The 24,563-nt window shown below is 73.7% G+C and carries 21 protein-coding genes; 9 read left to right on the top strand and 12 right to left on the bottom strand.

The features are described 5' to 3' along the window. Positions 1–28: 28 nt before the first annotated feature. The 3 genes from FED44_RS07870 (at position 29) to FED44_RS07860 (ending at position 3,063) form a co-directional block, all read left to right on the top strand. Positions 29–925 (top strand): Vgb family protein, encoded by an 897-nt coding sequence (locus tag FED44_RS07870; protein WP_138460210.1) that lies wholly within the window; start codon positions 29–31, stop codon positions 923–925. A 330-nt stretch (positions 926–1,255) separates the two neighbouring features. Further along, positions 1,256–2,401, top strand: coding sequence for a sensor histidine kinase (locus FED44_RS07865; RefSeq protein WP_138460209.1), 1,146 nt, complete (start codon positions 1,256–1,258; stop codon positions 2,399–2,401). After that, complete coding sequence (locus tag FED44_RS07860; RefSeq protein ID WP_138460208.1) at positions 2,398–3,063, top strand: response regulator transcription factor; 666 nt, start codon at positions 2,398–2,400, stop codon at positions 3,061–3,063. The genes FED44_RS07865 and FED44_RS07860 overlap by 4 nt, the downstream gene beginning before the upstream one ends. A gap of 51 nt (positions 3,064–3,114) precedes the next feature. Here FED44_RS07860 and FED44_RS38035 read toward each other — a convergent pair whose 3' ends face one another. The 3 genes from FED44_RS38035 to FED44_RS07845 form a co-directional block, all read right to left on the bottom strand. Next, on the bottom strand, positions 3,115–6,246 hold the full coding sequence (locus tag FED44_RS38035) for a tetratricopeptide repeat protein (protein ID WP_138460207.1): 3,132 nt from the start codon (positions 6,244–6,246) through the stop codon (positions 3,115–3,117). Continuing rightward, positions 6,243–6,656 (bottom strand): hypothetical protein, encoded by a 414-nt coding sequence (locus FED44_RS07850; protein ID WP_138460206.1) that lies wholly within the window; start codon positions 6,654–6,656, stop codon positions 6,243–6,245. Before FED44_RS07850 ends, FED44_RS38035 begins: the two co-directional genes overlap by 4 nt. A 70-nt stretch (positions 6,657–6,726) precedes the next feature. Beyond that, positions 6,727–9,030 carry a phosphoketolase family protein gene (locus FED44_RS07845; RefSeq protein WP_138460205.1) on the bottom strand — a complete coding sequence of 768 codons (2,304 nt, stop codon included), beginning with the start codon at positions 9,028–9,030 and terminating at the stop codon, positions 6,727–6,729. An 84-nt stretch (positions 9,031–9,114) separates the two neighbouring features. Between FED44_RS07845 and FED44_RS07840 the strand changes: the two genes are divergently transcribed. Both FED44_RS07840 and FED44_RS07835 read left to right on the top strand, forming a co-directional pair. Continuing rightward, positions 9,115–9,624, top strand: a complete 510-nt coding sequence (locus FED44_RS07840) for a MarR family winged helix-turn-helix transcriptional regulator (RefSeq protein ID WP_138460204.1) — start codon at positions 9,115–9,117, stop codon at positions 9,622–9,624. Positions 9,625–9,872: 248 nt separating this feature from the next. Further along, complete coding sequence (locus FED44_RS07835) at positions 9,873–10,241, top strand: hypothetical protein (protein ID WP_111700312.1); 369 nt, start codon at positions 9,873–9,875, stop codon at positions 10,239–10,241. A gap of 43 nt (positions 10,242–10,284) precedes the next feature. Here the strand turns inward: FED44_RS07835 and FED44_RS07830 are convergent, their stop codons facing one another. The 4 genes from FED44_RS07830 to FED44_RS07815 all read right to left on the bottom strand — a co-directional run bounded on the left by FED44_RS07830 (position 10,285) and on the right by FED44_RS07815 (position 13,529). Then, positions 10,285–10,764: a TspO/MBR family protein gene (locus FED44_RS07830; RefSeq protein ID WP_138460203.1), complete on the bottom strand. Its 480-nt coding sequence runs from the start codon at positions 10,762–10,764 to the stop codon at positions 10,285–10,287. Between the two features lie 56 nt (positions 10,765–10,820). Then, entirely contained in the window at positions 10,821–11,792 is a 972-nt protein-coding gene (locus FED44_RS07825) for a DUF523 and DUF1722 domain-containing protein (RefSeq protein WP_244301788.1), read from the bottom strand. Positions 11,793–11,833: 41 nt separating this feature from the next. Continuing rightward, entirely contained in the window at positions 11,834–12,352 is a 519-nt protein-coding gene (locus FED44_RS07820; protein ID WP_111700310.1) for an RNA polymerase sigma factor, read from the bottom strand. Positions 12,353–12,464: 112 nt separating this feature from the next. Then, positions 12,465–13,529 (bottom strand): MerR family transcriptional regulator, encoded by a 1,065-nt coding sequence (locus FED44_RS07815; protein ID WP_138460202.1) that lies wholly within the window; start codon positions 13,527–13,529, stop codon positions 12,465–12,467. Between the two features lie 386 nt (positions 13,530–13,915). Between FED44_RS07815 and FED44_RS07810 the strand changes: the two genes are divergently transcribed. The 3 genes from FED44_RS07810 to FED44_RS07800 are packed head-to-tail and all read left to right on the top strand — an operon-like array spanning position 13,916 to position 17,383. Further along, entirely contained in the window at positions 13,916–15,394 is a 1,479-nt protein-coding gene (locus FED44_RS07810) for a phytoene desaturase family protein (protein WP_138460201.1), read from the top strand. After that, positions 15,391–16,311 carry a phytoene/squalene synthase family protein gene (locus FED44_RS07805; protein WP_138460200.1) on the top strand — a complete coding sequence of 307 codons (921 nt, stop codon included), beginning with the start codon at positions 15,391–15,393 and terminating at the stop codon, positions 16,309–16,311. Before FED44_RS07810 ends, FED44_RS07805 begins: the two co-directional genes overlap by 4 nt. Before the next feature lies 1 nt (position 16,312). Next, on the top strand, positions 16,313–17,383 hold the full coding sequence (locus FED44_RS07800) for a phosphate acyltransferase (RefSeq protein WP_138460199.1): 1,071 nt from the start codon (positions 16,313–16,315) through the stop codon (positions 17,381–17,383). Between the two features lie 68 nt (positions 17,384–17,451). Here the strand turns inward: FED44_RS07800 and FED44_RS37150 are convergent, their stop codons facing one another. Continuing rightward, positions 17,452–18,360: a hypothetical protein gene (locus FED44_RS37150; protein ID WP_244301778.1), complete on the bottom strand. Its 909-nt coding sequence runs from the start codon at positions 18,358–18,360 to the stop codon at positions 17,452–17,454. A 43-nt stretch (positions 18,361–18,403) separates the two neighbouring features. On the opposite strand from FED44_RS37150, the gene FED44_RS07785 reads away from it, so the two are divergent. Then, positions 18,404–19,090, top strand: a complete 687-nt coding sequence (locus FED44_RS07785; protein ID WP_244301777.1) for a glycerol-3-phosphate acyltransferase — start codon at positions 18,404–18,406, stop codon at positions 19,088–19,090. Here the strand turns inward: FED44_RS07785 and FED44_RS07780 are convergent. From FED44_RS07780 to FED44_RS07765, 4 genes are all read right to left on the bottom strand, one after another. Further along, positions 19,041–20,618, bottom strand: a complete 1,578-nt coding sequence (locus FED44_RS07780) for a glycosyltransferase family A protein (RefSeq protein ID WP_244301776.1) — start codon at positions 20,616–20,618, stop codon at positions 19,041–19,043. The two genes, FED44_RS07785 and FED44_RS07780, sit on opposite strands and share 50 nt — an antisense overlap. Beyond that, positions 20,615–22,243 carry a phytoene desaturase family protein gene (locus FED44_RS07775; RefSeq protein ID WP_167521418.1) on the bottom strand — a complete coding sequence of 543 codons (1,629 nt, stop codon included), beginning with the start codon at positions 22,241–22,243 and terminating at the stop codon, positions 20,615–20,617. Before FED44_RS07775 ends, FED44_RS07780 begins: the two co-directional genes overlap by 4 nt. Next, positions 22,204–23,229: a carotenoid biosynthesis protein gene (locus tag FED44_RS07770; protein ID WP_167521417.1), complete on the bottom strand. Its 1,026-nt coding sequence runs from the start codon at positions 23,227–23,229 to the stop codon at positions 22,204–22,206. The genes FED44_RS07775 and FED44_RS07770 overlap by 40 nt, the downstream gene beginning before the upstream one ends. Before the next feature lie 127 nt (positions 23,230–23,356). Further along, positions 23,357–24,397 (bottom strand): LacI family DNA-binding transcriptional regulator, encoded by a 1,041-nt coding sequence (locus FED44_RS07765; RefSeq protein ID WP_208758875.1) that lies wholly within the window; start codon positions 24,395–24,397, stop codon positions 23,357–23,359. Positions 24,398–24,563: the final 166 nt, after the last annotated feature.

The following is a 24,563-nucleotide window of genomic DNA, read 5'->3' as shown; positions in this document are numbered from 1 at the left end:
CACGAGCGCCCTGACCCTGGAGCAGAAGTTGCAACACTCCGATCGTTCATCGGTTCGGGAACTCCCGGTCGCGGATGCGAAGGCCGGCCCCTACGGCCTCACGACCGGGCCCGACGCCGCGTTGTGGCTCACCCTGGTCCACAGCGGTGAGATCGCCCGCCTGGCCGTCGACGGTGAGCTCAGCCGGTATCCCGCGGGTTCCGCGGACTGCAGGCCGAGCATCATCACCGCGGGCCCGGACGGGGCACTGTGGTTCACCCGGTCCGCGGACGACCACATCGGCCGGGTCACCGTCGACGGAACCCTCACGGCGTTCGCGTTGCCCCAACCCGGAGCCGGCCCCTTCGGCATCTGCGCGGGCCCGGACGGCGCCCTGTGGTTCACCGAGATGAACACCGACCGGATCGGCCGCATCACCACGGACGGACAGATCACCCACTTCCCCCTCCCCGCACAGGGAGCGTTCCCCTCCATGATCACCGCCGGCCCCGGCGACGCACTGTGGTTCACCCTCAACCAGGCCAACGCCGTCGGCCGGCTCGACCTGGACGGCACGGTGACGCTCCACAGACTGCCCACCGACGGCGCCGCACCGGTGGGCATCACGTGCGGGGCCGACGACGCGGTGTGGTTCGTGGAGATCGCCGCGGGGCAGATCGGCAGGCTCGGTGCGGACGGCACGATCCAGGAGTTCCCGCTGCCCGATCGGAGCGCCAGGCCCCACGCCATCACCACGGCGCCCTCCGGAGAGTGCTGGTTCACCGAATGGGGCGCCAACCGCGTCGGATGCGTCACCCCCGCCGGGCTGATCACCGAGTACGACCTGCCCACCCCCTCGTCGGAACCCCACGGCATCGCCGTCGGCCCGGACGGTGCTGTGTGGACCGCCCTGGAAACAGGAGCGGTCGCCCGGCTGGCCCCGTGATCCTGACCTTCCTCCGCACTGCTTGACGTGCCCGTCCTGAAGCCCTGAGAGCCTCGGCCTCGTGCGGCCGGTCGAGGCGTGATGCCTACTCCGTTCGGTGTAGCGCGTACGGCGAACGGTGCAAGGCCAGGTGACGATCGACGGACGACGCGCTCCCGCCGCGGCCCGGCCTAGCGTTTCTCGTCGAGACGGCCGAAGCTTCCGCAGCCCCTGAGTCCGCCGGTCCGCGCGGCTACGGAAAGCCGGACATGCCCACGGCGTCGCCCAGTTGACCGTCTGGGCGACGCGGCCCGGTCTCATATCCGTCGTCCCTCGAGAAAGGGCCTCCGCATGGCCGCTCTGCCCCCACGACGCGAACCGGCTCCCGTCCGGCACATCGCCCGGATCACCGACATCACGCTCGCCGCCCTCACGCTGGTCTTCTTCGTGGCCGTGGCCCTCGCCACCGGGGTGCACGACCCCTGGCAGGGCACGATCCCTCTCGGTCTGCTTCTCGGAGCGCTCCTGCTGGTCAGACGCAGGTGGCCGATGACCGTGCTGCTGCTGTCGATCGGCGGGATCCTCGTCTATCACCTCACCGGACACTGGTCTCCCGCCGGTTGGATCTGGCCGGCCGCGGTCGCCTACTTCACCGCCGCCACCACGTCACGCGTGCGCTGGGTGCCCGCCCTCGGCCTGGCCCAGCTGGTCTACTCCGCCGTCGACGCCCGCTGGATCCTGGACCGTAACCCGATCCGCTACCTGATCCACGTCGCGGGGGAAGGACTGCTCCTGGCGGTCCTCGTCGCCGCGGGTCTCACGTACGCCGCCGCGATGCGCTGGCGTGAGCGGCTGCGCGAGACCGACAGCCGTGCGCGCGCGGCCGAGGAACGGCTGCGTGTCTCGCACGAGGTTCACGACATCATCGCCCACACACTGGCCGTCGTCGGCGTCCAGCTCAATGTCGCCGCCGACGCTCTGGAGGAGGACCCGGCCGCGGCCGCCGCCGCGCTGCGCCTGGCGAAGAACGTCAGGAACCGGGCGATGGCCGACCTCGGCTCCCTCATCACGGTCCTGCGCGACGACCCCGCCGACACCGCACCCCAGGCGGACCTGGCCTCCTTGGACGCTCTCATCGCCGACACCCGCGCCGCCGGGCTTGAGGTGACCCTCGACGAGCACGGCGACCGCGCGGTCGTCCCCGCCATCACCGCCATCGCCGTTCACCGCGTCGTGCAGGAGTCCCTCGCCAACACGCTCAAGCACGCGGGGGCGAGCAAGGCCGAGGTGACGATCGGCTACCGGCCTCGCTCGGTCACCGTCGAGATCACAGACAACGGCGGCAGCATTCCAGGCGGCGCCGATGTCACTGAGGGCCATGGCCTGGCCGGCATGCGCGAGCGGGTGAGCGCACTGGGGGGCACGCTCACCGCAGGGCCGATCTCCGGCGGCTTCGCCGTGCGGGCCGACATCCCTGTGGCAGGCTCGACAGCGTGACGATCAAGGTGCTCCTCGCCGACGACCAGGCACTCGTACGGGCCGGTTTCCGCAGCCTGCTGGCCCGATCCCGGGACATCACGATCGTCGGCGAAGCCCAGGACGGCGACGAAGCCGTACGGCTGGCCGCGAGCACCCGCCCCGACGTGATCCTCATGGACATCCGCATGCCGGGCACCGACGGGATCACCGCCACGCGCCGCATCGTCACCGGCCCGGGCGCTCCGGGTTGCCGAGTCATCATCCTCACCACGTTCGACACCGACGAACACGTTTTCGCCGCCCTGCGCGCCGGAGCCAGCGGCTTCCTCACCAAGGAGGTCGAACCCGCCGAACTCCGCCGGGCGGTCGCCGCCGTCGCCGACGGAGACGCGCTCCTGTCTCCAGGGGTGACGCGCCGCGTCATCGAGCAGTTCGCCCACCGGCAGGACCTCACGCCCGACGCGGGGCGGCGGCTGACCGTCCTCACCTCCCGGGAGCTGGAGACGGTCAGGCTCGTGGCGCTCGGGCTCTCCAACAAGGAGATCGCCGAGCGCCTCGTCATCAGTCCGCTCACCGCCAAGACCCACATCACCCGGGCCATCGCCAAGCTGAACGTGCGCGACAGGGTCCAGCTGGTCATCCTGGCCTACGAGAGCGGCCTGATCCGGCCCGGCACGTGACATCGGGATCAGTCGGATCCGGGATCACGGAGGCTGTGGAGGTCGCTCTCGTCAGCCTTCGGTGGCGGAGGGTGGTTCCTTCATCCAGGTCGGGACCTCCTGGCCGGTGACCACGCGGAACTCGTCGGCCACAGCGGCGGCGTCTCCCGCATAGGCGAGACGGAGCAGGTCGGCGGCCGAGCCGATGATGCTCTGGGCGACGTACTCGGGCAGTTCCCGCGCCGCCAGTAACGCCGCGGTAAGCGGTGTGACGGCGGCGCGGAACCGGGAGTTCTCGATCAGCACATACCCCCAAGCCGTAAGACTTCTCAGGGCATCGGGCAGGTGAGCGTCGCGGTTGAGCGCGGCCAGCTCGCCGTAGAGGCTGACGGCCTCCTCACTGACCGGGACCGCCTCGACCCCCCGTCCGACCTGCGCCAGCAAGGCAGCGTGGTTGTTCAACGAGGAGGCCAGGTCGGGTAGATAGGCCTCCCGGTTGAGCGCGGCCAGCTCCGCGAAAAGGCGGAGGGCCTCCTGATTGACCGATACCGCCTCGGCCCGCCGCCCGACCTCCGCCAACCGCAGAGCATTGCTCTGCAACGAGCCGGCCAGGTCGGGCAGATAGGCCTCCCGGTTGAGCGCAGCCAGCTCACCGAAGAGACGGACAGCCTCCTCACTGACCGGAACCGCCTCGACCCCCCGCCCGACCTGCCCCAGCAAGGCTGCCTGGTTGGTCAACGAGACGGCCAGGCCGGGCAGATAGGCGTCCCGGTTGAGCGCGGCCAGCTCGCCGTAGAGGCGGACGGCCTCCTCACCGACCGAGACCGCCTCGACCCCCCGCCCGACCCGCCCCAGCAAGGCAGCGTGGTTGGTCAGCGAGCCGGCCAGGTCGGGCAGATAGGCGTCCCGGTTGAGCGCGGCCAGCTCGCCGTAGAGGCGGACGGCCTCCTCACCGACCGGGACCGCCTCGGCCCGCCGCCCGACCTCCGCCAACCGCAGAGCGTAATTGTTCAACGAGGAGGCCAGGCCGGGCAAGTGGGCCTCCCGGTTGAGCTGAGCCAGCTCACGGTAGAGGCGGACGGCCTCCTCACCGACCGAGACCGCCTCACCCCGCCGCCCGACCTCCCCAAGCAAGACAGCCTGGTTGCTCAGCGAGCCGGCCACGTTGGGCAGATAGGCCTCCCGGTTGAGCGCGGCCAGCTCACCGAAGAGGCGGACGGCCTCCTGATTGACCGGGAGCGCCTCGGCCCGCCGCCCGACCTCCGTCAACCGCAGAGCGTAGTTGTTCACCGAGACGGCCAGGTCGGGCAGGTAGGCGTCTGGGTTCAGCACGACCAGTTCGCGACGCAGGCGGACGGCCTCCTCACTGACCGGGACCGCCTCGCCCCACTGTCCGACCTCCGTCAGCCGGTTCGCATGGTTGTTCAACGAGTCGGCCAGTAGGGGCAGGTAGGCGTCCGGGTTCAGCGCGGCGAGCCGGCGCCAGAGTCCGACGGCCTGGTGGCCTTCGGCCAGCGCGCGTGTGCACAGCCCCGCATAGGACAGGCGGATGGCCAAGGCTTCGTGGAGGCGGGCACGGGTGGCCGGGTCGGTGGCGTCGGCCAGACGGTTTTCGGTTAGACGGGAAACCACCGCGGCGGCCCCGATGTCGAGATCGATATGCCGATGGCCGGGCAGCCTCGCCGCGATGGCCGCCAGCAGCCGGGCATCGATGTCGTCCAGGTCGGCCAGCCTGGTCAAAGCGGCGCCACCGGCGTGCACAGCCAGGTCAGGGGCGGCGGCCAGCAGCGGATACAACTGCTGCCGCGCCAGGTGGGGCCATCGGTGAGCGGCCTCGATCAGCGTGGTCACCGCATGCCGCGCCCACGTCGGCATGCTCCCGCCCTCAGCCGGCCCGTCACCGGCGCCGGCGGGCGGGGCCAGCAGCCGAGCGGGCGCCGCCTCCGCCCACGGATCGGCGGGAAAGTCGCAGGAATGGCCGGGGGTGGACAAGGCGATGAAGTCCTCGCCCAGCCGGTCGGGGTACAACGGCTCCAGCACCGTGATGCCCGGGTGAGGAGCCGGCACCGCCTGCGGTGAGACCGGCCCGGGGCTGGAAGCCGCGGGTGGGTAGCACACCGCGTGGTCCTTCAGCAGCTGCCCGACCGCCTGCATGGACTCGATCTCGGCACGTGCCAGGGCGGCCTTGCCGTCCTGGTAGCCAAGCGGGCCGGTCAGTGTCGCGGTGTAGACGATCTGCCCCATCGCCTCCGGCGAGGTCGCCAGGGGTCTGTCCCGGCGGGGGGAGGCCATCGCCTCCCAGTGATCCCGCTCGCGCGCCAGCAGGAACTGCGACACCTGCACCGGGTCGGCGGGCGGTTGCTGGCCACGCTCGGCCGCCAGCACCGCGGCCAACGCGGCCATATGCACGGTCAGCACCAGCCGATAGGCCTCATGCCGCTCCAGCGCGGACGGCACCGCCACCGAGCCGGCTCCGGGCACCTGCAGAAGTTCGGCGAACCGGTCACGGGCCGCGCGAAACAGCCCCGCACGGGTAACCCCGGTCTCTTGCTCCAGCGGCTCCAGCTCCCGCCGGCCGGGCGTCAGGCCGAGATCACGCTGCATCCGCCCCCTCAGGCTGTCCCACCAGGTGCCGGCCGGGCGGGCCAGCAGCAGCACCCGCACCGGCAGCCGCCCGGGCAGATGCGCGTCACGCAACAGGGTGAGCAGGTCGGCGGTATCCCACCGCTCGGCGTAGTCCACCACCACCAGCACCCCGGCCGCCTCCTCGAAGGTGGGCACCTCGAACTCCGCCGCGGTGGAGCGGTCACGCCGGTGATGGGCCGCCAGCACCACCCACCCCCGCTGCCGCCACAGGCCCGCCACGTGTCCGGCCAGCCGGGTCTTGCCCTGCCCGCCCGGCCCATGGATCAGATGCACCGCCACGTTCTGCCCGGTGGCCGTATCCCGCCAGCTCGTCAGCTCGTCCAGCAGATCGTGGCGGCCGGTGAAGGCGACGAGCGCGTGCGAGGCACGCAGCAGCTCACTGGGCTGCGCCCGCGCCTCTCCCGTCGTCGGAGGCGACGCCGGTGCGGGCCACCGCGCCCATCGGTACGGCTCCTCGCCCCCGTACACGATCAGGTCCCCGGCCGCCTGACAGATCCGGGCCAGTCCCGCGGCCTGCGCCTGCTGGATCACCTTGCGTGACCCACGCGACGGCCTCACCGCTCGTCGACGTCTCGGCCGGCCTGATTCACCTGGCCGTCCTCGGCGGCCTCGGCCCGCTGCCACACCGACCGTGCTTCCCCGCCGGCCACGCCACCCGCCGCGGCGTCGTCGTCGCCTCCCTCCAGCCGCCGCGCCGGACCGGCGGTGATGTCACGGCCGGCCTGAGAAACGCGGGCACGGCCGGTGGCCCTGGCCCGCTGCCGCACACCACCGCCGGCGCCGCTTCCCCGCTCGGCGACCAGCCCGTACGCCGCCACCCCCAGCCCGGCCAGGCCGACGAACAACCCGACCACGCTGGCCAGCTTGTCCGCCTTGTCCAGCCCCACCTGGGACAGGTAGACGCCCAGCCCGGCCAGGGCCGCCACCGCGACCCCAGCCCCGCCCCATACCGGCACCGCTCCGCGCATACCTGGCATCATCGACCACCCATCAGGATCACGTCATGTGATTGCCCGACATACAGGCCGGCGTCCCGGTTCAGGAGGCGGGCCAGGTCCAGTCGCGGATCTCGGCGGGGTCCTCGCCGTACTCGCGGGTGTGGGCGCGGGCGCGCAGCCGGGCGTCGGCCATGCGCTGGCGCAGGTGGGCGGCCGTGCTGCCCAGGCCGGGCACCCGGTCGATCACGTCCATCACCAGGTGGTAGCGGTCGATGTCGTTGAGCATCGCCATGTCGAACGGCGTGGTGGTGGTGCCCTCCTCCTTGTATCCGCGCACGTGCAGGTTCTCGTGTCCCGTACGCCGGTAGGTCAGGCGGTGGATCAGCCATGGGTAGCCGTGGAAGTTGAAGATGATCGGCCGGTCAGTGGTGAACAGCGCGTCGAACTCCACGTCGCGCAGCCCGTGCGGGTGCTCGGAGGCCGGCTGCAGCCGCATGAGGTCGACCACGTTGACCACCCGCACCTTCAGTTCGGGCAGGTGCTCGCGCAGCATCGCCGCGGCGGCGAGGGTCTCCAGGGTCGGCACGTCGCCGGCGCAGGCCAGCACCACGTCGGGATGGGCGCCCTCGTCGGTGGAGGCCCACTCCACGATGCCCAGCCCGCGGGCGCAGTGGACGGCCGCCTCGTCCATGCTCATCAGGTCGAGCACGGGCTGCTTGCCGGCGACGACGACGTTGACGTAGTCGCGGGAGCGCAGGCAGTGGTCGGCCGTCGACAGCAGCGTGTTGGCGTCCGGCGGCAGGTACACCCGCACCACCTCGGCCTTCTTGTTGACCACCACGTCGAGGAACCCGGGGTCCTGGTGGCTGAAGCCGTTGTGGTCCTGCCGCCACACGTGCGAGGACAGCAGGTAGTTCAGCGAGGCCACCGGCCTGCGCCAGGGGATCTTGCGGGACGACTCCAGCCACTTGGCGTGCTGGTTGAACATCGCGTCGACGATGTGGATGAACGCCTCGTAGCAGTTGAACAGCCCGTGGCGGCCGGTCAGCAGGTAGCCCTCCAGCCAGCCCTGGCACTGGTGCTCGCTGAGCACCTCCATCACGCGGCCGGCCGGGCCGAGGTTCTCGTCCGTCGGCAGCAGGGCCGCCTCCCACTCCTTGCCGGTGGCCTCGAACACCGCCGACAGCCGGTTGGACGCGGTCTCGTCCGGGCCGAGGAGCCGGAAGTTCTCCGGGTTGGCGGCGATCACGTCCCGCAGGAACCCGCCCAGCACGCGGGTCGGCTCGCTGGAGGCGGTGGCCGGGCTCTTGACCTCCACGGCGTAGTCGCGGAAGTCGGGCAGCACGAGGGGACGCAGCAGCTCACCGCCGTTGGCGTGCGGGTTCGCGCTCATCCGCAGCGGCCCGTCCGGCACCGTGGCCGTGACGGCCTCGACCGGCCGGCCGTCGGCGTCGAACAGCTCCCCGGGCCGGTAGGAGAGCATCCACTCCCGCAGCGCCTCCAGGCGGTCGGGGCGGTTGCGCACATCGGTCAGCGGCACCTGGTGGGCGCGCCAGGTGCCCTCCACCGGCAGCCCGTCCACCTCCCGGGGGCCGGTCCAGCCCTTGGGCGTACGCAGCACGATCATCGGCAGTGGGCCGCCGTCGGCCATCTCGTCGAACACCGTGTCCAGGGTCCGCGCCATCAGCTCGTGCATCTCGGCCGGCTGGTCGCCGGAGACGACGTGGGGGCGGTAGCCGTACCCCTCGAACAGCTTGAGCAGCTCGGGTTCGGGGATGCGGGCCAGCACGGTGGGGTTGGCGATCTTGTAGCCGTTGAGGTGCAGGATCGGCAGCACCACCCCGTCACCGGCCCGGTTGAGGAACTTGTTGGAGTGCCAGGCGGTGGCCAGCGGGCCGGTCTCGGCCTCGCCGTCCCCGACGACGCACGCCACCACCAGGCGGGGGTTGTCGAAGGCCGCACCGTACGCGTGGGACAGGGCGTAGCCGAGTTCGCCGCCCTCGTGGATGGAGCCGGGAGTCTCGGGGGCCACGTGGCTGGGGATGCCGCCGGGGAAGGAGAACTGGCGGAACAGCCGGCGCATGCCGGTCGCGTCGCGGGTGACGTGGGGATAGCGCTCGGTGTAGGTGCCCTCCAGCCAGGCGTGGGCCACCGCGGCCGGGCCGCCGTGCCCGGGACCGGCGATGTAGATCATCTCCTGGTCGCGTTCCCGGATGACCCGGTTCAGGTGGGCGAAGCAGAAGTTGAGCCCTGGGGTGGTGCCCCAGTGGCCCAGCAGCCGCGGCTTGACGTGCTCGGCGATCAGCGGCTCGGTCAGCAGCGGGTTGTCCATCAGGTAGATCTGCCCGACGGACAGGTAGTTCGCGGCCCGCCAATAGGCGTCGATGCGCTCCATTTCGTCCATGCCCTGAGACTTTCCTGACGGGAACGATCGAACCAGGGTCTTTGGCCCACAAAGATTGTGCCGACCGACCGGTAGTCTTGGCGCATGCCCGGCACGCGATGGCTCGACGATGAGGAGCAGCGCACCTGGCGCGCCTACATCAGGACGAGCCAGCTCCTCCAGGACGCCCTAGAACGGCAGTTGCAGCGTGACTCGGGCATCCCGCACACCTATTACATGATCCTCGTGGTGCTCTCCGAGTCGCCGGGCCGGACCATGACGATGAGCGAGTTGTCCTCCATTCTCCGATACTCCGTCAGCCGCCTCTCCCACGCCGTCTCCCGGCTGGAGGAGAAGGGCTGGGTGCGGCGGGTCAAGCGGCCCGAGGACCGGCGCACGACCGTCGCCGAGCTCACCGACGAGGGCTTCGCGGCGCTCGTGCAGGCCGCACCGGGCCACGTGGAGGAGGTCCGCCGCGTGCTCTTCGACCCCCTCACCCCGGCCCAGGTGCGGAGGTTCCGGGAGGTCCTCACCACGATCCTCACGGCTTTTGAATCCCAGGAACCGCCGGGCGAGGACGAGCGGCCCCGCCAGCTCGACCCCGCGGCTCCATGACGGCCTCCTGAAAATCCAGTCCGCCGGCATGCGCACCCGAACGGCCGGCCGGCGCTTTTCCCAGGCATATTCCGCCAGGTCTCGGCAGTTCTCCCGCCGCGCCCGGAGAAGACCATTTTTCGTTTCGGACATTCGTATTCGACACGATGTTGACAAGAAGCGGATATGCGTTGTCAATCAGGGAGGTGAATACCCGAGGCCCCGGCGGGACCGCGCTTCCGCCGCGCGCCGCGAACAGGAGGAACGACATGGGACCTGCTCGTCGATACGCGCTCACCGTACTGGCGCTGGCCGCGCTGCTGCTGACGCCCTTGGGCGTGACCGCGGCGTGGGCGTCGGGCACCGGGCCGGCCGGCTCTTTCCGCACCAGCGAATGGAAAGTTCTCCCCGAGGGTGTCGCGACGGCGAATTCGGCGGTGGCGGCGGAGACGAGCTACTGCATTCCGGTGGCCGGGCCGGGTGTGCAGATGACCTTCTACTGCGACATCAAGCAGTTGAGCACCCTGAAGGTCTACTGCACGGGGGTGACCGTCATAATCACCCTGAACGTCGGCAGGTGGGCGCCGTCGGGAAGCTGCCCGGGCTACAGCGGATACACCCTGCAGCCGCGGGTCTGACCGCTTTCGCGGCGGGTCACGGCGGCAGGCGGAGCGGGACCGGTCAGGCCCGGGGGTTGCGGCGGGCGATGGAGGCGTTGAGCGCGGTGGCGAAGAGCGTCCACCCCGTGTACGGCAGCAGCAGGAGCCCCGCCGCGCGGTCCTGGCGGAGGAAGCGGCGGGTCAGCAGGACGTTCGACGCGTTGAGCGCGACCAGTTCGGCGAGCGCGAGACGCGGGTTGCGGGCCTTGAAGAACAGCGGCGGCCAGGCCGCGTTCAGCGCCAGGTTCGCGGCGAGCGCCCGGCGCAGGGCCGGCCGGGAGCGCTCGTCCCCCACGGAGAGCGCGCGGGCGGACGCGTAGGCGATCGTCGCGTACAGCGGCGTCCAGACCAGGCCGTACGCCTGCCGCGGCGGCTGCCAGGAGGGCTTGCGCAGCCGGTGGTACCAGGAGGAACGGGGGTCGGTGCCGAGTCCGCCGGCCACGGCGGCGGCGGTCACGGCGAGGGCGGTGCCGGTCAGCGTCTTCTTCGAGGTGCGTCCCATAAGAAGCCTTTCTTCCCTTTCAGCCAGCCGTATGCACCGGTCCCCGCATGCCCCCGTCAGGCGGGGACGTGGTTACGCAGGCGCAGCGCGTCCGGGTACGGCGACAGGTAGGTCTGCTCCTGGACCTGGCCGGCTCCGGCGCCCTTCGCGTGATGGCGCAGCAGGGCCAGCGGCACGGCGAGGGCGACCCGGTGCGCCCGGTACGCCTCGATGACCTCGGTGAGGTCGGCCCGGCGGACCGGGTCGAGGTCCCCGCTGATCCTGCCGAGGAAGTGGTGCAGCACGTTGACGTGGCGCCCGATCGTGGCCCTGACCAGGAGGGCGGTGCGGAAGGCCCAGCCGTACTCGCGGGCCAGCGTCTCCCGGGGCAGGCCGCCCGCGGCGGCCACGAGCCGCCCGATCACCCGGTACGCCGCGGGCGAGTGGGCGAGGATCTGCATCTTGTGCCGGGCGTGGAAGCCGACCAGGTCGCGGGGGCGCCAATCGCCGGACAGCAGTGCCCGCAGCCGGGCCGCGGCGAAGATCCGTTCGACGAACGCCTCCCGCAGCACGGCGTCGTGCAGCCGGCCCTCGTCCTCGACGACCAGAGACGGGTGGGCGCCGGTGATCGCGGAGGCGAAGAGGCCTGGGCCGCGGCGCCCGGGGGCGCCCGGGGCGGATCCGCCGTACACGGGGACGCCGTGGAGCCCGCAGCTCGGGCTCTTCGACTTGAAGACGTAGCCGTCGACGGCGCCGATCTCCGCCGCCCGCTCGGCGGCGAGGCCGGCCATCTCGGCGGTCAGGTCCCGGCGCGTCCGCCGGGTCATCAGCCGGGGTCCGTCCGTGCCGCGCTCCAGCCGGAGCGTCTCGCGGGGCGTGCCGAGACCGACCTCCATCTCGGGGCAGATCGGCACCCAGTCCACGTACTCGTCCAGCTCGCCGGCGAGGAACCGGTCGCGGCTGTGGCCGCCGTTGAACCGCACGGGAGCGCCCAGCAGGCAGCTCGACACCGCCACCCTCGGCCTGACCTGCGCCGCCGTGCTCTCCAGTGTGCTCTCCACCGCGCCCTCCGGTGTGCTCTCCGTCGTGTTCACGCCGCCTCCAGCAGTGCGGACAGCCGGTGCAGACCCCGGGCAGTGCGAGCCTTGACGGTGCCGAGCGGGACCCGCAGGTGCTCGGCGATCTCGCGCTGGGTCAGGTCGCCGTAGTACGCCAGCTCGATCGCCTGGCGCTGCACCTGCGGCAGCGCGGCCAGCGCCCGGAGCACCCGGTCGCGGTCGGCGAGCTCGTCGCCGTCCCGCCGCCCGTCGTGTCCCGCCGGGTCGGGGACCGCCTCCAGCGGCACCGTCGTCGGCGTGCGCGCCCGCAGGTGGTCGACGGCGCGGTTGTGGGCGATCCCGAACAGCCAGGCCGGCAGGCTCCGGCCCGGGTCGAAGCGGTGCCGGAACCGCCAGACCTCCGTGAAGACGACCTGGAGGACGTCTTCCACATCCTGCGGCGGCACAAGTTTGCGCAGGTAGGAGCGCACGGCCGAGGAGTGCTCTCGATAGCACTCTCCCAGGGCGCCCGTGTCACCCGCGGCGAGGCGGAACTCCAGCGTCGTCTCCATGGTCCCCCCATGCCCCAAGAAATTATTCAAAACCTATTCATAGCCCTCCGCGTGTCGCCATGGCAACAAAATCAGCCAAACCCCAGGTCAAGAGTGCGCCAAAGAGGGCGAATCACCGCAGAGTGGTCATTACCGCCGAGATGGCGTCACGAAACGTAGTCACCCGAACGACTTCCGTAGGCATTCCCTCGCCCCACCCCGGGCCACCGGCGATGACCCGGCACGCGGGGCGAAGCCCCGGCAGGCCGCCGAGCGGGGCCGGCTCGCCGGTCGCGGGGGTCTGCGACCAGACGAACACCGCCGCGGGGCCGACCCGGCGCATGGCGTCCGCCAGCGCGGAGTACGGCGTGCGGGCCCCCAGCACCCGGGTCTCCACCGCGAGCCCGGCGAGCGCGGCGGCGAGCGCCTGGATCGCCAGGGTGTGCTGCTCCTCCTCGGCGGCGGCCAGCAGGACCGGCCGGGGGTGGACGGGCGCGGGCGCGTGCGCGGAGAACCGCACCAGGGCGGCCTGGAGCCGGTTGGAGAACAGGTGCTCGATGTCGATCCCGGCTCCGGTCTCCCACTGCCGGCGGCTGATCGCCGCGAACACCGGCAGCACGAGCCGCTCCCACGTCCACAGTACGCCGTGCGCGGCCAGCGCCGCGTCCAGTGCCACGCTCACGGCCGGGGCGTCCATCGCCGCCACGGCGCGGGCCAGCATGGCCGCGGACAGCAGGCCGGGTTCCGCGACCGGCGATTCGGGCGCGGCCTCACGCGCGTCCTCGGGCGGCGCGGCGGGGCCCGCGAGGCGGCCCGCGTCGCGGCGCGCCGGGCGCCCCGATGCCACGGCCGCCCCTCCCGCCGGGGGCGCCGCCTGCTCACCGGCTCCCGCGTCCCCGGTGCTCCGCTCCCCGGCCGCGGGCTGGCGCTGCCGTAGCGCCAGCCTGGCGGCGTCGGCCGGCGGCATCCCCGACCTGACCAGCCGGTTCATCTCCTGGAGGCGGCGCAGGTCCGCCTCGTCGTAGCGACGGTGTCCGCCGGGGCTGCGCCTGCTCGGGCCGATGCCGTATCTGAGGTTCCAGGTGCGCAGCGTGGACGCGGGCACGCCGAGCCGCCGGGCCACAGCTCCGATGCCATACCCCGGCTCCTCCTCGGAGACGGCGTCGCCGCCCGTCTCCGGTTGCCCCTCCCGCCTCACCCGCTCACCCCGTGTCCGTCCGCTGCTTCCGAGTGCTTCCAGCCGCTGTTTCCGGCCCGCGCTTCCGGCCCGCGCTTCCGGCCCTTGCTTCCGCTTACGGCCGCCGTTTCCCGCGGCCCGTCGTGGCTCGGGCCCCTGCCGTCCCGCCGCTCCCGTCCTCCGGCCATCACGTCGTTCCGGCCGCCCCTCGCCTTGTTTCGGCCGGGAGGCCCCGTACGGATGCAACCGCGCGGATGCAACCGCGCGGATGCAACCGCCGGAGTGGGAGGGCGCGAAAACTCTACTGACGGCGCCGCCGATCACGGAACCGGCCGCCGATCACCAAGCGTCCGCCGATCACCGACCGAAGGAGCACCGCGCATGACGACGACCCGCAGGACCGTCTGGTGACCGCGGGCGGGCCGGTCGTGGTCGTCGGCGCGGGCCTCGGCGGCCTGGCCGCCGCCATGCGCCTGGCCGGAGCCGGCCGTGAGGTGACGGTGGTCGAGGCCTCCGACGCACCGGGCGGCTGCTGCGGCACGGCCGCCCTGGGCGAGCACCGCGTCGACACCGGCCCCTCCGTGCTGACCATGCCGGGGGTGCTGGCCGACGCCTTCGCCGCGGCCGGGCAGGACATGGAGCGCTGGCTGCCGCTGCGCCGGCTCGACCCGTACTACCGGCTGACCTTCCACGACGGGTCGCGGCTCGACGTGGTCGCGGGCGCGGACGCCATGGAGGACCAGGTGCGGGGGCTGTGCGGGCCCGCGGAGGCCGCCCGTTACCGCCGGTTCCGCCGGCTGCTCGGCGAGATGTTCGAGGCCGAGTGGGACGCGTTCATCGACCGGGACATGACCCGGCTGCGCGCGCTGGCCCGGCCGTACGCGCTGGCCCGGCTGACCGCGCTCGGCGGCTTCCGCCGGCTGGACCGCCTCGTGCGGAGTCACCTCACCGACGAGCGGCTGATCAGGGCGCACACGTTCCAGTCGCTGTACGTCGGCAGGTCGCCGCAGCGCGCGCTCGGCGTGTACGCCGTGATCGCCCACATGGACACCGTCGGCGGGGTCTACTTCCCCCGCGAGGGCGGCATGCACGCCGTCCCCCGGGCCATGGCCGCCGCCGCGGAGAAGGCCGGGGCGGTCCTCCGGTACGGCGTGCGGGCCACCCGGATCGAGACCGACGGCGCCGGGGTGACGGCCGTACGTCTCGACACGGGCGAGCGGCTCGCGGCCCGGCACGCGGTGGTGGCCTGCGACCTCGTCCGCGCCCACGGCGCCCACGGCGACGGCCTGCTGCCGGAGGAGGCGGCCGACTGGCGGTTGCGCCGTCCCCGGTTCTCCCCTTCGTGCCTGGTGGCGCACTTCGCCCTCGACCGGCGGCCGGACGGCCAGGCCCACCACACCCTGCACTTCGGGCGGGAGTGGCGGGCGACGTTCGCGGCGCTGGAGGCCGGCCGCCCGCAGCCGGACCCGAGCCTGCTGGTGACCTGTCCACAGAACCACGGGCCCGGCGAGGCGGGCCCCGCCGTGCTGAGCGTGCTGGAGCCCACCGCGAACCTGGAGGGCGGCGCGGACTGGGCCGCCCTCACCCCCCGTCTGCTGGACCGCATGCTCGACCGGCTCTCCGGCCTCGGGTACGGCGACCTGTCCGCGGCGCCCCGGCTCGTGTTCGATCCCCCCGCCTGGCGGCGGCGCGGCCACTCCGCGGGCACGCCGTTCGCCCTCGACGCCCGTTTCACCCAGACGGCCTGGTTCCGGCCGTCCGGCGCGGCCCGGCGGGTCCCCGGCCTCCACTTCGCGGGCATGTACACGGCCCCCGGCGTCGGGGTGCCGCCCGTGCTGATCTCCGGCCGCCTGGCCGCCGAACGCATCCTGGAGAGCACTCCATGAGAACGTCGTCCCCTCCGTCGTCCGCCACGCTGACGGCGGCCTATGAGCGGTGCCGCAGGCTGCACGCCCGCTACGGCCGCTCCTACTACCTGGCCACCCGGCTGCTGCCCGCCTGGAAACGGCCGCACGTCCACGCGTTGTACGGCTTCGCCCGCTACGCCGACGAGATCGTCGACTCCTTCGAGATGAGCGGCGACCGGTCCCAGGCGCTGGAGCGGCTGGCCTCCCGGCTGACCGCCGCGCTGGGCGGGGAGCCGGTCCGCGACCCGGTGCTGCCCGCCTTCGCGCACACGGTCAGGGCCTTCGGGATCGACCACGCCGACGTGAGGGCGTTCCTGGCGTCCATGCGGGCCGACCTGACCGTGGGCAGGTACGCGACGTACGACGACCTGCTGGGTTACATGGAGGGCTCGGCGGCGGCCATCGGGACGATGATGCTGCCCGTGCTGGAGCCCCTGCCCGGGGAGGACGAGCGGGCCCGCGAGCCCGCGCGGCAGCTCGGACTGGGGTTCCAGCTCACCAACTTCATCCGCGACGTGCGCGAGGATCTCGCGCGGGGCCGGATCTACCTGCCGCTGGCCGACCTCGACAAGTTCGGCGTGACCCCGGCCGACCTCGCCGCGCCGCACACCACCCCGGCCGTACGCGACCTCGTGGCCCTGAACTGCGAACGCGCCCGTGACCACTACCGCCGGGCGTGGGAGGGGATCGCGCTGCTCGCGCCGTCGTCGCGGCCCTGCATCCGCGCGGCGTACGAGCTGTACGGCGGGATCCTGGACGAGATCACGGCGGCCGGTCACGACGTGCTGGCGAGGCGGGCCACGGTGCCGCGCGGGCGCAGGCTCGCGATCTTCACCCGGAACCTGCTCGCGGCCCGCGCCGCCGCGCAGGCCGAGCGCCGGGTCGGGGTGGCCTGACATGCGGGACGTGCCGACCACCGCGCCGGTCGTGGTGGACGCCATGGGCGGAGACCACGGACCCGCCGAGATCGTGCGGGGGGCGGTCCAGGCCCGGCGGGAGCACGGCGTGCCGGTCGTCCTCACCGGCCGGGCGGGCGTCGTGCGCGCGGAACTGGCCCGGCTCGGGGCGGTGGGCGAGATCGACGTGGCACACGCCGACGACGTCGTCCCGATGACCGAGCGCGGCGCGGGGGCGGTCCGCATGGCCCACTCCAGCCTGGCCGTCGGGCTCGGCCTCGTCCGGGACGGAGCCGGCGCGGCCTTCGTGTCGGCCGGGTCCACGGGAGCCGTCGCCGCCTGCGCGACCGACCGGCTGGGCCCCGCGCCCGCCGTACTGCGCCCCGCGCTGGCCGTGGCGCTGCCGACGACGGCGGGCGGAGCCACCGTGCTGATCGACGCCGGCGCCACCGTGGACCCCACTCCCGAGATGCTCGCCCAGTTCGCCCTGCTCGGAGCGTCGTACGCGCAGCTCGTGCTGGGCGTGGCGGACCCCCGCGTGGGGCTGCTGTCGATCGGCGCCGAACCCGGCAAGGGGAACCGGCTGACCCGCCGGGCCGAGACCCTGCTGCGCGACCTGCCGCTGCGCTTCCACGGCCCGGTCGAGGGCGGCGACGTGCTCACCGGTGTGGCCGACGTGATCGTGACCGACGGCTTCACCGGCAACGTCGTGCTGAAGAACGTCGAGGGCACCGTCCGGGCCACGCTCGCCCTGCTGGCCACAGAGGTCGGCACGGGGGCCGGCGCGGGGGTCGGCGCTGTGGACGGCGCGGGGGCCGGCGCGGGGGTCGGCGCGGGGGTCGGCACCCAGGACGTGGCCGGTCCCGAGGCGCTGCGGCGGGTGGCCGGCCGCTACGACCCGGAGACGCACGGCGGCGCGGCGTTGCTGGGCCTGACCGGCACCGTCGTGGTGGCCCACGGCTCATCACGCGCCCGGACCATCGCGCGGGCCTGCGTCGTGGCCCACGATCTGGCCCGGGGCGAGGTCGTGGCCCGCCTCGGCGATCGTCTCGCCGTCCGCCCCGCCCGTTGAGACAGCGGTGAGACGGGGTGAGACAGGGTGAGACGGTCGTGCCCGCTGGTGACAGGGGGGTGAGGCCGTCACGACCCGTGCGCCGCGCCCGGCGGGCGACCGGTGCCCGGGTCGGCCTGGGGGCCGGCGAGGAGGGCGGCGACGGCATCGGCGAGGGGGTCGGTCCCGTCCCAGGTGCCCGCGCTCGCGTACGGCACGAACCGGGCGAACAGCTCCTCGGAGTACCAGTCGTGCGCGCGGACGCGCTCGATCACCTCGCGGTGCGCGCGGCCCGCGTAGGCGAACGCGCGTACGGCGGCGGCGTCACGCCACAGGGAGAAGGTCGCCTGCCGCGCCAGCGGCCACTCCCCCAGCCCGACCGAGGCGAGGCAGCCCTCCTGCGCCCGCAGGAGCCGGTCGACGGAGGGGACGGACCGGTAGAACGCCAGGAGCCGCGACGGCCGGATCGACGCCCGGGTCAGCACCGCCACCGGTCCGCCACCCGCCCGCTCCCCCGGAGACGCCGCCGGCGAGGACGCCCTTTCCCGAGCGGCAAGGCGCTCCAGGCCCGAGGGCTCCCGCCCCTGTGTGAGACGCTCCACGCCCGGCGGCGTCATGCCCTGGGCGAGACGCTCCAGGCCTGGAGGCGTCGTTCCCTGGATCGGGTGCTGCCCGGTCCGAGGGGTGAGGGGCGCAGCAGTGATGGGCGCAGGGGTGAGGGGTGCGGGGGTGAAGGGCTCGACGCCGTTCCAGCGGCCGCGCGAGGAGATCGGCGCGAGCCGTACGTGCCAGGTCTCGACGGCCTCGCGCCGCCAGCGCGCCGGGATGGGCGAGCGCTCCAGGAACTCCTCCAGCGCCCGCTCGTCCCGCCACACGGCCAGCAGCGCCCAGCGGCGCAGGTCGGCGCCGAGCGTCGTGGACGGCCCCCGGCCGGTGCCGAGCAGCCGCCAGAACAGCAGTCCGGGGGTCCGGCGCAGCACCGGACGGTCGAAGGCCATGTGGCGCATCGCCCCCCGATCCGCGTACCTGTGGAGGTGGAATGTGACGACGCTCCCGCTGTTCGTCCCCTCGTTCGTTTCCGCGCTCGTCTCCCCGTTCGTCTCCGCGCCGGCTCCCTCGCCGGCTCCCTCGCTCGTTCCGCTGCTCGTCGCGGTCATCGGCGGCTACCTTCTCGGCTCGATCCCGGTGGCGGTGCTGGTCGCCGGGCGGCGCGGCGTCGATCCCCGTGAGGAGGGCGACCGCAACCCCGGCTTCTGGAACGTGCGCGAACGGCTCGGCGCGCGGGCGGCGGCGCCCGTCTTCGCCGGCGACATGGCGAAGGGCGTGGCCGCCGGCCTGCTCGGCCTGGTGGCGGGGGGCGCCCACACGACGGCGCTGGGAGTGGTCACCGGCCCGAGCGTCTCCGTCGCGTACCTGGCGGTGGGAGCGGCGATGCTCGGCCACGCGTGGCCGGTGTTCGCCGGGTTCCGCGGCGGGCGGTCGGTGCTGACCTTCGCCGGGGGGATGGCCGTGATCTGCCCGCCCGCGTTCGTGCTCGGGCTCGCCGTCCTGGCGGTGACGCGGCTGGCCACCAGGTCGTTCGCGCTGGGCGCCAGGGCCGGAGTGTTCGCGATCCCGGTGCTGCAACTGGCCTTCTCGCCGGTCGGACACGTCGCCGCCACGGGCGCGCTGATGTGCCTCATCGGTCTCCGCTTCGGGCAGGCGGCTCTGGCGGCCCGCCGCCCCTGACCGGCACGACCCGAGTGACCTCTCCAGCCGTCGAACCGTGCGCGCCCTCCGCGACGCACGCGTCCTGGGGAGCCTTCCCGGGCACCGGAGGCTCCGTGACCTCGGCGGACGCCGGGACTGCCCGCGTCGCGGGGACGGTCCGCATCGCGGGGGCGATCTGCGTGGCGGGGGCGATCTGCGTGGCGGGGGCGGTCCGCGTGGGGAAGGCTGACGTCGGCGCTGTGGGGTAGGCACGGTCACGCCAGGTGCGCACGGGCCGCAGGGTCGCCTGCGTCAGCCGTACGGCGGCCGCCGGATCGAGCAGCAACGACAGCGCCACCCCCATCCCCGGCCGGGCGTAGGCCGGGCGCAGGGCGGTGGTGAGCAGCAGCCGCACGGCGAGCAGCCCGAGATCCAGCCGGGTCGGCCGTCCGGCGGCCAGGCGGAGCACCGGCAGCGCGGCGGCGAGCCAGACGACGGCGAGGTCGGCGGCCTGCCAGGCGGGGTGGGTGACGTCGCCCAGGGGAAGCGACCGTCCCCATTCCCGCCACACCTCGGCGGCCGACTCGTGCATGTCGACCTCCAGCAGATCGCGGGCGTCGAGGAAGCCGACCTTCCAGCCGTCCGCGGCGAGGGCCCTGGCCAGGGCGACGTCGTCGGTCATGTGCCGCCGGACCCGGGCGAAGCCGTCGGCCCGGAGCATCGCCTCACGGCGGAAGGCCAGGCACTGGCCGTTGGCCATCACCCGGTGCGGAGGCGGCGGGACCGGAGGACCGATCGGGCCGAACCGGTACACCAGCGTCGCCAGGAACGAGGCGTGCAGCGCCTGCTCCGCGAGTCCGTCGCAGACGAAGCGCGGACCGGCGCTGACCAGATCGTGGTCGTCCAGTGCGGCGGCCAGGGCCGCGAACAGACCGGGCCGGGGCCGCGTGTCGGCGTCGAGGGTCACCACGATCTCGCCGCGCGCCTCCCGCAGCCCCTGGTGCAGCGCCCACTGCTTGCCCACCCAGCCGTCCGGCAGCGGCCGGCCCGGCACCACGCGGGCGCCGAGCGCGGCGGCGAGGCGGGCCGTGCCGTCGGAGGACTCGTCGTCCACCACGATCACCTCGGCGACGGCTGGGTCGGCCAGTACCGCGCGCAGGCAGGGCCCGAGCCGGTGCTCCTCGTTCCTCGCCGGGATCACCACGGATATCGCCGGACCCCCGCCGCCCGGCATCCCGCCACTCCGGGGCCCGCCAATCTGGGGCCTGCTGCCCAGTGCCCCGCCGCCCGGCATCCCGCCAGCCGGTATCTCGCCGCCCAGTACCTCGCCACCCGGTACCTCGCCACCCGGCGTCACGTCGCGGGCGGCCTCTGCCGCCGCGCCGCCGAGGCCGGCCGCTGCCGGACGTGCGGCTTCCCGGTCAGCGGGGCTCGCCGGTTCCGTGGGCAGGGCGGGCGGGCTGAGCGGGGGCAAGCGCCGGCGTCCGCGGGCGAGCCGTGCCAGCACCACCAGGGCGGCGGCCGCCTGGGCGGCCCCGAGCATCCTCCGGCCTGTCGTCACGGTCACGCCCTACCCCGTCGCCGGTCGGAGCGGGAGAAGTCGCGGGCCACGAGTTCGGCCACGATGCGCCCGCCCATCGCCACCAGCGGCAGGCCGCCCCCGGGGTGCGCGGACCCGCCCACGAGGTAGAGGCCGCGCCGGGGCCCCCGGTTGCCGGGACGGCGGAAGGGGGCGAGTGGGCCCCCGTACGCGCCGCCGTAGATGGCACCGCCCCAGGCGCCGTACCGGTCCCGGAGGTCGGCCGGGGTCAGCAGGTCGAGGAAGCGCAGCCGCCCGGACAGGTCGTGCCCCCGGCTCGCCAGGCGCTCCAGGACGAGTTCCGCGTACGCCTCGGGCGGCATGGGCCACCGGGCCGGGTCGCCGGCCGGGACGTTCACCAGCATGCTCCAGCTTTCCGCACCGGCGGGGGCCATCGTGGCGTCGTGCGCGGACGGGCAGCCGATGTAGACCGTGGGGTCCTCCGGTGGCCGCCGCCGGTCGAAGATGTCGCCGAACTCCCGCCGGTAGTCGCCGGAGAACACGATCGAGTGGTGGGGCATGCCCTCCGTGCGGCCCTCGACGGCGGCGAGCATCAGGAAGGCGGACGAGGACAGGCCCAGCCCGGCGATCCGGCGCAGCCGGGCGCGGTCCGGCAGGAGCCGCCCGTAGAGGGAGGCCGCGTCGGCGTTGACGACCACGACGTCGGCGCGTACCACCTCGCCTCCTGCCGTGCGCACGCCGCGGACCCGGTCCGCGTCCGCGATCACCTCGGTGATCTCGGTCTCCGTCCGGACGTCCACGCCCGCCTTGTCGAGCGCCGCCGCCAGCGCGTCGGCGAGGCGGGGCAGCCCGCCCCGGACGTACCACCCGCCGTCGCCGTGCTCGATCGCGGGGACGCAGCCGAGGGCGGCGGGTGCGCGGTAGGGATTCGATCCCGCGTAGGTCGCGTATCGGTCCACGTACTGGCGCAGGCGGGCGTCCCGGAAGAATCTGCCGGCCAGCGCGTCCAGGGTGCGGCCGGGCGCGACCGCGAACAGGTCGCCCAGCCGGGCCCGCGGGACCGCCCCGCCCCGCCCCCCGCCTCCCACGCCACCGGCCCGCGAGCCGTCTCCTCCCACGCCACCGGCCGCCTCGCCGGCTCCGGACGAGACGCCACCCGGCCACCAGTGCCCGGAACCGTCCCGCCGGGAGGCCGGCGGCTCGACGACGGGGCCGGTCAGCGGTCCCGCGAAGAAGGTGCGCATCGCGGCGTCCAGGCACCGCTCGGCCCAGCGGTGGTACGCCCGCCAGTTGCGGCCCTCACCCGGCGCGAGCCGGTCCACCTCGCCCGCCGTGCGGCCCGGGTCACGGTACGTGGACAGCACCGAGCCGTCCGCGAAGCGGTACCGGCACAGCTCGTCGAGTTCGAGCAGGTCGAGCGGGACGCCGAGGTCCAGGAAGAGGCCGGGCAGCGTGAGCAGCGAGGGCCCGATCGAGAACGTGAAGCCGTCGCGCCTGTGCTCGGCCAGCTTGCCGCCGAGCCGGGGCAGCCGCTCGTGGATCCGCACGTCGTGCCCGTCCCGCGCGAGCAGCAGGGCGGCCACCATGCCGCCGACGCCGCCCCCGACCACGATCACCTCCGCCATGTGCCCCTCCAGGCGAGCAGCGCGCACGTGCCCATCGCAACCCCTCCGGCGGCGGCCACCAGCGGGTCGGGCGGCCGGAAGACCACGGCGAAGCCGATGGTCTCCATCACCGCCATCACCGTGTAGAGGGTGACCAGCCCGGTCGCCCCCGCCTGCCCGCCCACGGCGCCCCGTCGCGGGGCCGCCGCCGGGGCGGGGTGGTGCGCGATGCGTTCGATCAACGTCATGACCAGGAGCGAGACCAGCAGCCATCCGGCGAAGTTGCCGAGCGGCACACCGCGGTACGGCCCGGGCTCGGCCCAGACCCACAGCCCGAGCCGGAGCATCTGGGGATCGAGGAAGAGGTCCCACGCGGTGAGCGCGACGGCCCCGGCGCAGACCCGGGTCACCGCGCCGTACGGCACGGTGACTCCAAAGACGGTGACTCCAAAGACCGTGCCGCCAAGGGCGGTGCCGCCAGGGACGGCACGGGTGGCGACGGCGTGGGCGGCCAGGCCCATGCCGCCCCATGCGAGGGCGACGATCAGCGGAACTCCGCCGGGCCGCGGCCACAGCACGTCGGTGTAGTGGTAGTCGCCGAAGGGCAGGCCCGTCCGCGTGCCGATCCACTCGGCGGCGTAGCCCGCCGCCACCGCCGCCCCGAACGCGCCCGCCGCTCTGCGCGGCGTGGTGGCCGCGGAGGCGAAGGCGAGCGCGCTCGCCGCGACCAGCACCACGACCACGGTGGTCAGGCGCAGGTCATCGGGCCGCAGGCCGGTCGCGATCTGCGCGGCCACCATGACGCCGAGCAGCACGGTGCCGCCCCATCGCGGCGGACGGGGCCCGCCCCGCCGTCGCACGGTCGGGCGGGAGGCGTCCGGCGGCTCCGGCGCTCCCGGCACGGGCGACGGCCCGCCGGCCGCTCCGTGGTCCGGCCCGCCCGGCCGTCGCGAGGGCGGCCGGCCGCCGCGCCGCGCGGGGGGCGTGCCGTCCGCCTCGGCCTCCCGCTTCTCAGCGGTCTCCCATCTCTCCACGTACGGTCATTCGAACGGACCCCGGCGACCGGATGCCCCGGGCGGACACAACCTCACCTCACCGCCTCGATCGCCGATTACCCGAAGGACTCCGACGCCTCGGCGGCCGCTTCCGGCCCGCCGCCGGTCAGGCCGGTGGGGCGGTGCTCCCGCGTACGACGAGGTGGGTGGCGAGCTCGATGCGGTGGTGTTCGGACGTGTCGCCCGCGCTGACCGCCATGACGAGTTCCGCGGCGGCGGCGCCCATCTTGGCCAGCGGCTGATGGACGGTGGTCATCGGCGGGTCCGTCCAGTGGGCGAGCGGCAGGTCGTCGAAACCGACGACGCTGAGGTCGTCGGGCACGCGCAGCCCGGCCCGCAGGGCCGCCTGGTAGACCCCGAGTGCCTGCAGATCGTTGCCGGCGAAGACGGCGGTGGGCCGGTCGGGGAGGGCGAACAATGCTCGCGCCTCGGTACGGCCGGTCTCCACGTAGAGCGGACCGGTGCGCAGGTAGCGGGGGTCGACGGGCACGCCCGCGGTCTCCATGGCCGCGCGGTAGCCGTCGAGCCGGGCGCGGCAGCACATCAGTGCCGCCGGGCCGTTGATCATCGCGATCCTGCGGTGCCCGAGCTCCAGCAGGTGGCGGGTGGCCGACAGGCCGCCGTTCCAGTTCGTCGCGCCGACCGAGGGGACGCGATGGCTCGGCTCGCCGTGCGGGTCGAGCGCGACGAGCGGGATGGACCTGCTGGCGAGCTGCGCGTACTCGTGGTCGCTCAGCTCGGCGGAGACGGCGATCACACCGGTGGGGCGCCGGGCCAGGACCTCCTCGATCCACTCGCGGTGCGGGGAGTTGTGCCCGTGCATGTCGGTGACGGCCACGGTCAGGCCGTAGGACTGGGCGACCTCGTTGACGCCGCGGATGAGCTCCAGCGCCCACAGGCTGTCGAGGGCCTGGAAGAGGACCTCGATGATGGCCGCGGGCTCGGTCCTCTCCGGGCGGCGCTGCCAGCCGTGCTCGCGGATCAGTTCCTCAATCCGGCGCCGGGTGGCGACCGACACGCCGGGGCGTCCGTTGATCACTTTGGACACGGTCGGCGGGGACACCCCGGCCAGCCTGGCGATCTGCGCGACCGTGATCTCCTGGCGGCGCCGCGGTCCTAGCTCGGTGGGAAGGCTTGTGCCGGTCACACGCGAGAGTTTAGAGAGTCCGCGAAAGCATTCGTGAAATATTCAGAATCGTTCGTCGGCCCGATCCGATGACCTGCGGGTGTGAAACGCATGCGGCTGAGGAATGTCCCCCGGCCACGCCTCCCCCTCATGATGCGGTCACGAAACATAAAGGCCGGAGGTGTTA

It is taken from the genome of Microbispora triticiradicis (genome assembly GCF_005864065.1).
GTDB lineage: Bacteria > Actinomycetota > Actinomycetes > Streptosporangiales > Streptosporangiaceae > Microbispora > Microbispora triticiradicis.
The sequence above is the reverse complement of the archived record's forward strand: the minus strand, read 5'-3'. Positions and strand labels throughout refer to the sequence as shown.